The organism is Deltaproteobacteria bacterium (assembly GCA_026129095.1).
GTDB lineage: Bacteria > JAGRBM01 > JAGRBM01 > JAGRBM01 > JAHCIT01 > JAHCIT01.
Genome location: JAHCIT010000003.1, coordinates 114,925 through 127,802 on the forward strand (window position 1 = coordinate 114,925; position 12,878 = coordinate 127,802).

General features: G+C 61.1%; 14 protein-coding genes. All 14 read left to right on the forward strand.

What is annotated here, in order from left to right:
• Positions 1 to 36: 36 nt before the first annotated feature.
• The 14 genes from folP (at position 37) to rplS (ending at position 12,769) form a co-directional block, all read left to right on the forward strand.
• Positions 37 to 819 (forward strand): dihydropteroate synthase, encoded by a 783-nt coding sequence (gene folP / locus KIT79_05420; GenBank protein ID MCW5828736.1) that lies wholly within the window; start codon positions 37 to 39, stop codon positions 817 to 819.
• A gap of 108 nt (positions 820 to 927) precedes the next feature.
• Positions 928 to 1,701 (forward strand): diadenylate cyclase CdaA, encoded by a 774-nt coding sequence (gene cdaA, locus KIT79_05425; protein ID MCW5828737.1) that lies wholly within the window; start codon positions 928 to 930, stop codon positions 1,699 to 1,701.
• Positions 1,698 to 2,621 carry a hypothetical protein gene (locus KIT79_05430; GenBank protein MCW5828738.1) on the forward strand — a complete coding sequence of 308 codons (924 nt, stop codon included), beginning with the start codon at positions 1,698 to 1,700 and terminating at the stop codon, positions 2,619 to 2,621. The genes cdaA and KIT79_05430 overlap by 4 nt, the downstream gene beginning before the upstream one ends.
• Positions 2,622 to 2,639: 18 nt before the next feature.
• Positions 2,640 to 4,016 (forward strand): phosphoglucosamine mutase, encoded by a 1,377-nt coding sequence (locus KIT79_05435; GenBank protein ID MCW5828739.1) that lies wholly within the window; start codon positions 2,640 to 2,642, stop codon positions 4,014 to 4,016.
• 12 nt (positions 4,017 to 4,028) lie between these two features.
• Positions 4,029 to 4,763 carry a pyridoxine 5'-phosphate synthase gene (locus KIT79_05440; GenBank protein MCW5828740.1) on the forward strand — a complete coding sequence of 245 codons (735 nt, stop codon included), beginning with the start codon at positions 4,029 to 4,031 and terminating at the stop codon, positions 4,761 to 4,763.
• Positions 4,764 to 4,769: 6 nt separating this feature from the next.
• Positions 4,770 to 6,323: an NAD(P)H-hydrate dehydratase gene (locus KIT79_05445; protein ID MCW5828741.1), complete on the forward strand. Its 1,554-nt coding sequence runs from the start codon at positions 4,770 to 4,772 to the stop codon at positions 6,321 to 6,323.
• An 8-nt stretch (positions 6,324 to 6,331) separates the two neighbouring features.
• Positions 6,332 to 6,826 (forward strand): tRNA (adenosine(37)-N6)-threonylcarbamoyltransferase complex ATPase subunit type 1 TsaE, encoded by a 495-nt coding sequence (gene tsaE, locus KIT79_05450; protein MCW5828742.1) that lies wholly within the window; start codon positions 6,332 to 6,334, stop codon positions 6,824 to 6,826.
• Between the two features lie 10 nt (positions 6,827 to 6,836).
• A complete protein-coding gene (locus tag KIT79_05455) occupies positions 6,837 to 8,060 on the forward strand; it encodes an aspartate kinase (protein MCW5828743.1) in 1,224 nt (407 codons plus the stop codon).
• A gap of 155 nt (positions 8,061 to 8,215) precedes the next feature.
• Positions 8,216 to 9,838 (forward strand): citramalate synthase, encoded by a 1,623-nt coding sequence (gene cimA / locus KIT79_05460; protein ID MCW5828744.1) that lies wholly within the window; start codon positions 8,216 to 8,218, stop codon positions 9,836 to 9,838.
• 208 nt (positions 9,839 to 10,046) lie between these two features.
• Positions 10,047 to 10,295, forward strand: coding sequence for a 30S ribosomal protein S16 (rpsP, locus tag KIT79_05465; protein ID MCW5828745.1), 249 nt, complete (start codon positions 10,047 to 10,049; stop codon positions 10,293 to 10,295).
• A gap of 160 nt (positions 10,296 to 10,455) precedes the next feature.
• Positions 10,456 to 10,848, forward strand: coding sequence for a KH domain-containing protein (locus tag KIT79_05470; GenBank protein MCW5828746.1), 393 nt, complete (start codon positions 10,456 to 10,458; stop codon positions 10,846 to 10,848).
• A complete protein-coding gene (locus KIT79_05475) occupies positions 10,799 to 11,368 on the forward strand; it encodes a hypothetical protein (GenBank protein ID MCW5828747.1) in 570 nt (189 codons plus the stop codon). Before KIT79_05470 ends, KIT79_05475 begins: the two co-directional genes overlap by 50 nt.
• A 5-nt stretch (positions 11,369 to 11,373) precedes the next feature.
• Entirely contained in the window at positions 11,374 to 12,129 is a 756-nt protein-coding gene (gene trmD, locus KIT79_05480; GenBank protein MCW5828748.1) for a tRNA (guanosine(37)-N1)-methyltransferase TrmD, read from the forward strand.
• Between the two features lie 142 nt (positions 12,130 to 12,271).
• Positions 12,272 to 12,769, forward strand: coding sequence for a 50S ribosomal protein L19 (rplS, locus tag KIT79_05485; protein MCW5828749.1), 498 nt, complete (start codon positions 12,272 to 12,274; stop codon positions 12,767 to 12,769).
• Positions 12,770 to 12,878 lie beyond the last annotated feature (109 nt).

The following is a 12,878-nucleotide window of genomic DNA, read 5'->3' on the forward strand; positions in this document are numbered from 1 at the left end:
GGCTGTCTGCTGGACGCCTCGAAGGGTCCGCTCATCATGGGGATCGTGAATGTGACACCCGATTCGTTTCATGATGGTGGGTGCCACATATCACCGGCAAAGGCGGCAGCCCACGCGCTTCGGCTTGCGGCTGAAGGTGCGGCCATTCTGGATATCGGCGGGGAGTCGACCCGGCCGGGTTCGCGGCCGGTCACGACGAGGGAGGAACTCCGCCGCGTGATTCCGGTGATCGAGAAGATCCGGCAGAAGGACTCCCGCACAGCCGTTTCCATAGACACCATGAAGGCCGAAGTCGCCCGTAGAGCGCTGGAGGCCGGTGCGGATATCGTGAACGACGTGAGCGCCCTGGAAGGCGACACGGGAATGGCGGCCATCTGCGCTGCCGCCGGGTGTCCGGTAGTCCTGATGCACCGCCGGGGCACGAGTCAGGAGATGTACAAACTGGCCCGGTACCGGAACGTAAGCCGGGAGGTGGCCTCGGAACTGGCGAAAAGAGTCCGTTACGCCGTTAAGGACGGTATCCGCCGGGACCGGATCCTCGTCGATCCCGGTATCGGGTTCGCGAAGAAAGCACCAGACTCATGGAAGCTCTTATTGAACCTCTCGCCGCTGTCGAAGCTCGGCCTGCCCATCCTTTGCGGCTGGTCGCGGAAAAGCTTCCTGCGGGAATTGGCAGGTGACCTGCCCGATGCACGGCTCGCCGCGACACTGGCCCTCATCGGACCTGTCATGGGGCAGGGGGTATCGGTGCTACGCGTGCATGATGTCGCTGCGACCCGGGCGGTGCTGAATGTGCTCCAAGCCGTTGAAAACCCTTGAGATTCGTTGAGTTTTACCCGTATCCGGGTTTACAGTATCAGTGTGACGGCGGATGGAGTCCGGGCTTTTCGTTGAGCGCGGCATCTGCCGTACGTGGAACCCGTAACGATGACCGACGTTCTTGTGTCCATCGCCCGCACGCTTCGCTGGCAGGACGCGCTGGACATCGCCGTACTGACGGTGCTGTTTTACGCGATCCTCACGTTCATCCAGGGAACACGTGCCGCACAGATTCTCACCGGGCTCGCCGTGCTCGGCGGTTTCTATTATCTCACCCGGGTCATTGATCTTGCAGCGACACACTGGCTGATCGGTGCGCTCTTCTCCAACCTTTTCCTGGTCGTGGTCATCCTGTTCCAGGACGACATCCGCCGCGCCTTTGCCAGGTTCGGAAAGACACGCGGGTTCTTCAGCCGGGTGCTGGCGGTCGAACAGGCACGGGCTCTTGAAAACATCTCCAAGGCCGCCGCGAGTCTTGCGGAGGCGAAGATCGGCGCGCTGATTGTCATTGAACGCGAGATAGGCCTGAACGACTACGTGGAAGTCGGCACGGTCATCGACGCCGTGGTCGATGAGGATCTTTTGTACAGCATTTTCCTGCCCTATTCGCCACTGCACGATGGTGCCGTGATCGTGCAGTCCGACCGGATCAAGGCGGCGGGCTGCTTTCTCCCCCTTCATGTGGACCCGACGGTGAGCCGCCATCTGGGCACTCGCCATCGCGCCGCGATGGGTATTACTTCCGAGACAGACGCGCTTGCCGTGGTGGTGTCCGAAGAAGAGGGGCGCATTTCGCTTGCCTTTGAAGGCCGGATTACGCCGGATCTTGACGGTGCGACGCTGCTCAACCACCTGACTGAACTGCTCCGGAGGACTGCATGAGCCGCCGGGACACGGCCAACCTGGTCGTTGCATTCGTGCTGGCCGTGGTGGCGTGGTCGTCGATCCGGCTGGGCGGTGATAACCAGTTGAATATCCAGGTGCCGCTTGAGGTTAGCAGCATACCATCCGGCCTGATTGTTACCGAAAAGCTGCGCGAGACGGCGATGGTGACGCTACGCGGTTCGCGGGGGGGACTCTCCCGCCTCCGTCAGGATGATCTGGCGATCGAACTGGATCTTTCCGGACGGGCTGAGGGCGATGCCAACCTGGAACTGGACGGCACAAACGTGAAGGGCCTCCCGGTAGGTGTCGCCGTGGTCGGGGTTGCGCCTCCGGTGGTGAGCGTCAAACTGGAGGCGCTTCTGGAAGCACTGGTTCCGGTGCGTGAACAGCTTGCCGGTCCGGTCCCCGACGGTTTTCGTGTCAAGGTGGTCGAGATAAGGCCCTCGCAGGTGCTGTTCAAGGGCCCGGCACGGATCGGAAAAAAGCTGAAGGAGGTCCAGACCGAACCGGTCGAGATCAACGCACTTATCCGGTCACCCGACCGGGAAGCAGGCATCGTCGCTTCTCCTGAAGCCTTCCAGTATCTCTCTCCCCGGAGGGTAAATGTCCGGGCCGAGGTGACTGAGGAGACCATCGAGAAGAAACTGCTGCTCCCTGTCCGGATCAGTCACCGGGACGGCCATAACGTGCAGGTCACACCGGATGTGGTCAGTGTCACTATTTCCGGGCCAGCTTCACTGGTCAGGGGGTTGGGAGCCGCCAGTTTGCAGGCCGAGGTTGATTTCTCCCCGTATCCGCCGGGCCGTTACCGCCGGGTTTCGCCCAAGGTCCGCATGGAAGGGCCGGGACCGCTCACTGGTCTTGAAATCAGCTACACGCCCAAGCAGTTTGATATCGTGGTGACGGCGGGAAGATAAGAGAGTTTCGCAAACTGTATGTCTGGCCAGAACGGAAACAGCAGGACGCTTTTCGGCACGGACGGAATCCGCGGGCTGGCAAACCAGTACCCGATGGATACGGGCACGGCGATGGCACTGGGCCGCTCGCTCGCCTGGGTGCTGCGTACAAGGGGAACTGCCCGGCCGAAGGTGCTGATTGGCAAGGACACGCGGCTCTCCTGCTACATGCTGGAGCATGCACTTGCGTCGGGTCTGTGCTCGATGGGAGCCGACGTGACTCTGATCGGCCCCATGCCGACACCAGGCATTGCGTTCCTCGCCCATGACATGCGGACCGACGCCGGAATCGTCATCAGTGCCTCGCATAACCCTTATCAGGACAACGGCATCAAGTTCTTTGACCGTCACGGTTTCAAACTGCCCGATGCCGAGGAGGCGGAGATCGAACGCTGGGTGAGAGAAGGGGTTCCTGCCGGAAGCCTGGCGACCGGCACCTCGGTGGGCCGGATCCGCCGCGTGGAGGATTCCGAGGGCCGCTACATCGTTCATGCCAAACAGACGTTTGATCCGTCACTCACACTGGACGGCATGGTGGTGGCGCTCGACTGCGCCAACGGCGCAGCATACTTCGTCGCACCCAAGGTATTTGCCGAACTGGGTGCCGAGGTGTTTCCGATCGGCATTACACCCAATGGCATCAACATCAATAACGGGTACGGCTCCCTGTATCCGGAGAAAATGCAGGCTGAGGTTCTGGCCCGGAAGGCCCAGGCCGGAATCTCGCTTGATGGCGACGCCGACCGCGTGATTCTGGTGGATGAACGGGGTGAAGTGGTTGACGGCGACCAGATCATGGCGATCTGTGCCATTGACCTGAAGGAACGGGGGCTGCTCCGCAAGAACACCGTCGTTGCCACGGTCATGAGCAACATGGGGCTGGAAGTGGCTCTCCGGCAGCATGGTATCTCGCTGGTGCGGGTACCGGTGGGAGACCGTTATGTCGTCGAGGAGCTTCGCCGCGGCGGCTACTGCTTCGGCGGCGAGCAGTCGGGCCACATGATCTTTCTCGACCATGCGACGACTGGCGACGGAACCATCTGCGCCCTCCAGGTGCTGGGCGTGATGAAACGGACAGGGAAAAAACTGTCCGAACTCCGGGGCATCATGACGCCCATGCCGCAGATTCTCTGGAACCTCAAGGTAAAAGAACGTGTTCCGCTGGAATCCGATCCGGCGGTTTCAAAGGCGATCCGGGAAACGGAAGAAACGCTGGGCGAAAACGGGCGTCTGCTGGTACGCTACTCGGGAACCGAGGCACTGCTCCGGGTGATGATGGAAGGCCCGGATGCCGGCCGTCTGAACGCGCTTCTGGACCGGCTGGGGGGAACCCTGAAGGACCGGCTCGGAGCGTAAGGGGAAAAGATAATGGCCAGGCTCTGCGTAAATATTGATCACGTCGCCACGGTGCGGCAGGCCCGCCGGACGGTGGAGCCGGACCCGGTCACGGCGGCGCTCTTGTGCGAACTGGGCGGGGCGCGTGGGATCACGGTTCACCTGCGTGAAGACAGGCGCCATATCCAGGACCGGGATCTCCAGATTCTGCGGCAGGTGGTCCGAACGAAACTGAATCTGGAGATGGCCGCGACGCAGGAGATGGTGAAGATCGCCCTTCTGGTCAAGCCCGATCAGGTGACGCTGGTTCCCGAGCGGCGCGAGGAAGTGACTACCGAAGGCGGTCTTGATGTCGCCCTCTACCGCCAGCAGCTTCAGAAGTATGCCGGCCTGTTTCGTGAAGCGGGCATATCCCTGAGCCTGTTCATCGACCCCGATCCTGATCAGGTGCAGGCCGCCCATTTCGTTGGCGCGCAGTATGTGGAGCTCTGCACAGGTCCGTATTCGCTCGCCCGTACCGAGCTGGAACGTAAGCCCAAGTATGAAATGCTGGTGAACTCTGCCCGCATGGCCAAAAAGCTGGGGCTTCGCGTCAATGCAGGTCATGGACTTACCTACGAGAATGTCCGCCCGGTGGCGGCGTTGGAGGAAGTCGAAGAACTGAATATCGGGCACTCGATCGTTTCCCGGGCCATCCTCACCGGCATGGAACGCGCTGTTCGTGAAATGGCCGATATCATCCGGCAGGCACGTCACGAGCCCGACTGATTTCCAATGAGAAAACTGGCCACATCGGTGGAGATGCGTGCGCTCGACACCGGCGCAATCCGGTCCGGTGTACCGGGCCTCGTGCTGATGGAACACGCCGGACACGGGACATTTGAGGCAATCCGCGAGCACGTTCGGGCTGAAGATATTGCACTGGGTGCCGTGATCCTTTGCGGCAAGGGGAATAACGGCGGTGACGGTTTCGTGATTGGGCGAAAGCTCCTCGAAATCGGCATCCCCGCTGTTGCGTATCTGCTCGGCCGTGTGCCGGACCTGGCAGGTGATGCGGCTGTGAATGCGCAGGCTTTCATCGCTGCCGGAGGTCCGGTCGTCCCGCTCGCTGCGGCAGCTGATATCCGCCGGTTCCGGGACGCGCTGGAAGGCGCCGGCCTGGCTGTGGATGCACTGTTTGGAACCGGTCTGAACTCGCCAGTGAAGGGGATTGCAGCACAGGCCATAGATGCGCTGAACTATGCCGGTATTTTCGTCTGTTCCGTGGATATTCCGAGCGGCATTTCCGCCGACAATGGGGCTGTGATGAAGACGGCGGTACAGGCAGACCTGACCGTGACGTATGGCCTTGAAAAGCCGGGGCAGTTTCTGGAGCCTGGACGCACGCACTGCGGGTACCTGCTGCTGGTTCCTATTCCGATCCCGGACAGTCACATCCAGAAGTTCCAGCCTTCGCATGAACTGGTCGATCCCGCCGGGGAAGGGTGGGATGCCGAACTGCGGAGCCGCGAGAATAATTCTCACAAAGGAACATACGGTCACGTGCTTGTGCTGGCCGGCACGCATGGGAAATCCGGCGCGGCGGTGCTGGCTGCATTGGGCGCCCATGCGGGAGGGGCTGGACTCGTGACAATCGCCGTCCCGCAATCGCTGGAACCGGTCGTTGCCGCACGCCAGCCTGAAACCATGACGCTGCTCCTTTCCGAGAGCACTCCGGACGGATGGGCGCCGGAAACCGCCCGGAGCATTCTCGACGCGCTGACGCCGGGGCACGTGCTTGTTCTCGGGCCGGGGATCCCGGTCGGAAAGGCGTCAGGTAGCGTTCTGCAAAAGATCCTTGCGGAGACGCAAATACCGGTCGTGCTCGATGCCGACGGTCTTAACCTTCTGGCGAACCTGAAGAAGGCGCCAAAGATAAAGGATCTGGTCCTGACGCCTCATCCGGGTGAAGCGGCCCGCCTTCTCGGGACCACAACGGCGAAAATCCAGGCAGACCGTGTGGGCGCGGCCAGGGCACTGGCAAAAAAATATGCCGCCACAATCGCATTGAAAGGCGCGGGAACAGTAATCGCCGCGCCGGGGAAGGCGGTTCGGCTGAATCCGACCGGAACCCCTGCCATGTCTACCGGCGGAATGGGGGATCTGCTTGCAGGGTTCATCGGCGGAATGCTGGCCTCCACCAGCCTTGATCCGGTCGAAGCCGTTACGCGGGCCGTCTGGATTCATGGCCGTGCGGCCGAAATGGCCGAAGCCCGGACCAAGCGGCCATCAGTCCTCGCCACGGAAGTTTTCCAATATCTGGGCGAGGCATTCGAGGAGACGGGGTGAAACGCCGCATGCCGGCTCAACCGGTCCCTGTTCGAAAGCTCTCGCTCCCCACGCTCGCCGCCACCCGCAAATGGGGCAGGGCTTTGGGCAGGGCGATCAGTGAAGGCCCGGTCTTTATTGCGTTGGACGGTGAACTGGGGGCAGGCAAGACGACGCTGGTCCGGGCCATAGGCGAGGGGCTGAAACTGCCGGAACCCGCGCAGGTGACAAGTCCCACCTTCGCCATTCAGCACGTTTATGAGGGTGGCCGGCTGCCGGTTTACCATTTTGACTTCTATCGTCTAGGCGCACTAGACGAACTGCCCGATATCGGCTGGGATGACCTTCTTGGCGAGAACGCCGTGGTGATCGCCGAATGGGCGGAGAAGTTCCCTGAGGTCCTGCCCCCGGACCGGATCGAAATACTCCTGAGCCACGCTTCCCGTGGCCGGAAAGCGAAAGCGGCCCTTGTGGGCGCAGCCGCAATCAGTCCCGCGTTCTGTCGCTGGCTGGGGCGGTCCTGACCAGAAAACCATGCCACTCGTTGTCATGAAATTCGGTGGTACGTCGGTCGGCTCGATCGAGCGGATCCAGAACGTTGCCCGCCGTGCGCTTGCGGCCCAGACGGCGGGCGACCGGGTTATTATTGTATCCAGTGCCATGTCGGGAGAAACGAACCGCCTGATCGGGCTCGCCACTGAAATAACCAAATTGCCCGATCCTCGCGAGATGGACCAGCTCGTTTCAACGGGCGAGACCGTCGCCTGCGGACTGCTGGCCATCGCCATCCAGAATCTGGGGGGGAAAGCGAGAAGCTATACCGGCCCTCAGGTGCCTATCCGCACGGGCAGCGATTTCATGAAGGCACGCATCACCGCCATTGAACCCGAGCGGCTTCTGCGTGACGTGGCCGCCGGGGTCATTCCCGTGGTCACCGGTTTTCAGGGGATCGATGCGGAAGGCAACGTGACGACGCTGGGGCGGGGCGGTTCGGATCTTTCCGCTGTCGCCGTGGCAGCGGCAGTGAAGGCTGATCGCTGTGATATCTATACCGACGTGGATGGCGTTTATACGACCGATCCCAACATGTGCCCTTCGGCCCGCAAGCTTGGCCGCATTACCCATGAGGAGATGCTGGAAGCGGCCAGCCTGGGGGCAAAAGTGCTGCAGACCCGGTCGGTCGAGTTCGCGATGAAGTGGAAAGTGCCCGTGCAGGTGCGGAGCAGCCTTTCGGATGCGCCAGGGACGATGATCGTCGAGGAGACAAAGGACATGGAAGGTCTCATCGCCACGAACGTGGCCTATGACAAGAACGAGGCGAAAGTCACCGTGCAGAAGGTGCCGGACAAGCCGGGCATAGCAGCCCGGATTTTCAAGGCTATCGGCGATGCCAACATCAACGTGGACATGATTGTCCAGAACGTGTCGGCCGACGGAACCACCGATCTCACCTTCACCGTTACCAAGGCGGAACTGGAGCGGACGCGGACGATTATTGAACCACTTGCCAAGGAGCTTGGCGCGGCAGGCGTCCAGACCGATTCGGCCATCGCCAAGGTGTCGGTGGTGGGGCTGGGAATGCGGTCCTATGCCGGAGTGGCCAGCCGCATGTTCCAGGCGCTGGCCCGTGAAAGCATCAACGTCTTGATGATTTCGACCTCGGAGATTAGGATATCGGTTGTCATCTCGGAGAAATATACCGAGTTGGCGGTGCGGACCCTCCACGATGAGTTCAAGCTAGGCGAAAATCCGGCCTGAACCAACCGCCGGGAGGCGCATGAAAGGCCGGAAAACATACAAATGGCCGCGCTCTCGATTTCCATTATTATCTGACTCGGGCGGACCCGGCTGGTCCCGCCCTGCCTCACCTGACCGCCAAGGGGCGGACGGGGAGGGAGAGGTTTTTTTGACACATGACACCGCCGGCAAAAGCACTTTCGGCTTCCGCGCACAGGCGCAGGGTTGAGATATACGACACGACCTTGAGGGATGGCTCCCAGTGCGAGGACGTCAACTTCAGCGTTGAGGACAAGATTACTGTCGCCCGGGCACTGGATGAACTTGGCATCCACTATCTGGAAGGTGGCTGGCCGGGATCGAACCCCCGCGATGTGGAGTTTTTCAGCCGCATCCGGAAGGTGAAGTTCGAACGTTCGAAGCTGTCGGCCTTCGGTTCGACACGCAGACCCGGATTACAGGCGTCGAAGGATCCCAACCTGAAGGCACTGGTTGAGTCCGGCGCACCGGTGGCCTGCATTTTCGGGAAGTCATGGGATTTCCATGTGACAAAGGCGCTGGAGATTTCTCTGGAGGAAAATCTCGATCTCATTCATGACTCGGTGAAATACCTGAAACGGCACGTCGACAAGGTGTTTTTCGACGCTGAACATTTCTTTGACGGCTACCGGACGAACCCCGCCTTTGCTCTGCAGGTGCTGAGAAGTGCCCGGGATGCCGGGGCTGACGTGCTCGTCCTGTGCGACACGAATGGCGGCTCGCTTCCCTCATGGGTCGGATCGGTGGTCGGGGACGTCCGGAAGGAACTCCCCGGCGCGGAGCTGGGCATTCATGCCCACAATGACACCGAATGCGGTGTTGCCAATGCCATTGCTGCGGTTGAGGCGGGTGCAGGCCAGGTGCAGGGCACGATCAACGGCATCGGCGAACGGTGCGGGAACGCGAATCTCGTCTCGATCATTCCGAACCTGCAACTGAAACTGGGCCTCGATGTCGTTACACCGAAGCAGCTCCGCTCGTTGCGCGATGTCTCGCGCCTGCTGTATGAACTCCTGAACATGCCTCCATGGAAGCGCCAGCCCTACGTGGGCGATTCCGCGTTCGCCCACAAGGGCGGGATCCATGTGTCGGCTGTGCAGAAATACGCCAGCACATACGAGCACATCGAACCCGAACTGGTCGGAAGCAGCCACCGGATTCTGGTCAGTGATCTCGCGGGGCAGAGCAACGTCCTCTACAAGGCCAAGGAGTTCCATATCGACCTTGCGAAGAACAGCCCGGCAACCCGCGAGATTCTCGACCAGCTGAAAACTCTGGAACACGCGGGCTACCAGTATGAGGGTGCCGAGGCATCGTTTGAGCTGCTGATGCAGAGGGCGCTTCACAAGGAAAACCACCGGAAGGGCTTCCGGCTGGTGGGTTTTCGCGTGATCGACGAAAAACGGGCCGAGGGTGAAGAACCCCTGTCGGAGGCAACCGTCCAGATTGAGGTGGATGGGCAGGTCTCCCACTCGGTTGCCTTGGGAAACGGACCCGTGAATGCGCTGGACGGCGCGCTCCGGAAAAGCCTGATCCCGTTCTATCCGGAACTGAAGGACGTGGAACTGCTCGACTACAAGGTCCGTGTCATCGCCGGCGAAAAGGGCACAGGATCATTTGTCCGTGTCCTCATCGAATCGGGTGATGGCAAGGACCGCTGGGGTACCGTGGGCGTCTCCCACGACATCATCGAGGCTAGCTACCAGGCACTGGCTGACTCGATCGCCTACAAGCTGTACAAGGACAAAAAGAAAGGGTAACTGGCGCCTTTTGTGACAGCCTGCTGGGGCTTCACGGCTCCCTGGGGAGAGCCTGAAGCTGTGTGCATTTCGGCACGCTTCGAATGGTCTTGCTTTCAGCAGGGTTTTCCTTTAGAAATGGCCCTCCGGACCTTCGGAAGCCTTGTGTGGCTTTTGAAGGAACCCGTTGAAAAGATTGAGGTTTCCAGGAGCAAGCGAGAGATTCTTTATGGTAGTGATCCGACTTTCCCGCCGCGGTAACCGGGGCCGTCCCGCCTACCGGATTGTGGCCGCTGACAAAACGAAGCCCCGTGATGGCCGTCATCTGGAGGTGCTCGGTACGCACATCCCGACCGGAACCCAGCGTGGCACTACGCTTCACACCGAACGCATCCAGTACTGGCTGTCGAAGGGTGCACAGCCGTCGGAAACCGTCCGTGCGCTGCTGAAAAAGCAGGGCGTTCAGCTCCCGAATTAAGTCAGGCGCTCCTCCTTCCTGAACAGTCCGGTTGGCATTTGCTGAACCGGCAAGGCAGCAGGCCGCCCGTTTGGAGATACCCATGTCCGATATGACGGAAAACGAGGAAACTCAGGAGTCTTCCGAAAGCTCGCGTGCTCCCTCGCCGCCACCAGTGCCGATCCGGACCATGCTGGAGGAGATCGTGCGTGATGTGGTGTCGATGCCTGATGCCGTGCGGATCGATGAATCCGAACGGGATGAGGACGGCGACCGGTTTACGCTCTACGAAATCAATGTGGATCCCTCCGATCTCGGCAAGGTGATTGGCAAGAATGGCCGCACGGCACGTGCCCTGCGGGCGATGGTGAATGCACTGGCCGCCCGGAGCCGCGTCCAGGCCGAGATGGAAATCGTCGAGCCCGAAGGCTCACGGCCGCCCGCCCGCGATGCCCGTGACGATGCTGGCGGCGACGATGCCAGTGATGATGGTGATGATGACGGTGCGGACGACGAGACGGCCGATGACGGTGAAGAAGAAGCCGGCGGCGACGACGACAGCCGCGACGACTGACGCGGGAAATCCTTCCCGCGCCCCCAGCCAGTGGATCGAGCTTGGCCGGGTGGTGAAACCCCACGCACTGAAGGGTGCTCTCAAGGTGATGATCTGGAGCGGTTCGGGCGATAATCTTCGCCCGGAAATCCCGCTGCGCCTGGAGCATTCCGAATCAGGCACCATGGATGTCTCCATCGTTCGCGCCGCACCCGCCGGAAACTGTTTCCATCTGGTCCTGAAAGAGATTTCCTCGCCGGAAGCGGCTGAAAAGTGGCGTGGGGCGGCAATACTCGCTGCACGCAAGGATTTATCAGAAGGCCTCTATCTGGAAGACCTGAAAGGCGCCCAGGTCCGGGTCGCCGGTGCCGTTCAGCCAGCGGGGCTCATCAGGGACTTTTATGTGAATCCGGCCGGTCAGTCCTATGGAGTCCTTGGTGATGGGCAGTATGTTGCACTGTTCCTGCCGGAAGTGAAATTCGCGGATGGCGTCCTCCATGTGCCAGCACATGCGGTGATCAGTGCCGATAGCGACGAGTAGAGCCGGTGCATATCGATATCGTCACCCTGTTCCCGGAAACCTTTGAAGGTTGGCGCAATCATTCCATTATCAGCCGGGCCCAGTCGAAGGGCGCTGTGGAACTCCATGTTCACAACCTGCGCGACCACGCGGAGAACAAGCATAACCGGGTGGATGAAGCGCCATTCGGCGGTGGTGGCGGAATGCTGATCCAGGCACCCCCCGTGCTCAGGCAGATCCGGGCGCTCAACCTTCCGGCGGGAACCCCGGTAATTGCCGCGTCGGCATCCGGTGAGCCGTGGAGCGACAGCCTTGCGAGGAAACATGCGGGCTGTCCCCGTCTGGTGATCCTCTGTGGCCACTACGAAGGATTTGACCAGCGTGCGCTCGATTTGACGGGGGCAAGGGAAGTATCGGTTGGAGATTTCGTGATGACCGGGGGCGAGCTTCCTGCAATGTGCATTAGCGACTCGATTATCCGGCTCCTGCCGGGGGTACTCGGCAACGAGATTTCGGCGGCCACTGAAAGTCATGCTTCGGGTACCAGCGGGGGGCTCCTGGAAGGCCCGCACTACACACGCCCCGAAGTGGTCGAGGGGGTATCGGTTCCGGAACTGCTGATGTCGGGGGATCATGCCCGTATCGCCCGGTTCCGGCGGGAAGAAAGCCTGAAACGGACCTGGGAGCGGCGGCCGGAACTCATCCGCCGGGCAGAGCAGGAAGGGCGTCTGACGGCGGCCGATATGGGCTATCTGAAGGCGCTGGGTTACGGGGGCGACTGAGACTGCCCTGGATGCGGCTAAGCCGCCGGAATCTTTCCGGTTTCATCTGCCTTGACTTGCCCCTCGTTTCCGTGGCAAGGGAGGCCCCTCTTGAGGCTCCGCCCGGCATGTGCCGAAGGAGCTCCTGACCGGGAATGAAGCCATGTCGATGCATCCGATCATCCAGAAGATAGAAGCCGAACAGATCAAGGGCGACCGCCTGAAGAAGGCCGGCAAGCGCGGCCGGGTGAAGGAAAACTTCCGCCCAGGTGCCACTGTCCGGGTCCACACCCGTATTCGTGAAGGCGACAAGGAACGTATCCAGATATTCGAAGGTGTGGTGATCGCCTGTAAAGGCCGGGGCCTGCTGCGGGCGTTCAAGGTCCGGAAGGTGTCTTTCGGCGTGGGTGTGGAACGTACGTTCCCCCTGCATTCGCCATGGATCGAAAAGATTGAAGTGAAGCAGGAGGGCGAAGTCCGCCGGGGCAAGCTCTACTACCTGCGTGACCTTTCCGGCCGTGCAGCCAAGCTCCGGGAAAAGCGCGGCACGGAGAACTTCCGCAAGCTGCTCCTGCCGCAGCAGGCTCCTGAAGAGGCGGCGGCCGGTAATCCGCCCCCGGAAGCTCCTGCCGAACCGGCTGGCGAAGCTCCGAAGGCCTAACCACTCATCTCTTGCCCGTTGGCCCTGTCTCCTCATCATGGAGACAGGGAAGGCTGTTTTTGCTGCTTCTCCGGTTTGGTCTTGTCCAGTGGAGCGAATAGACTCCGGG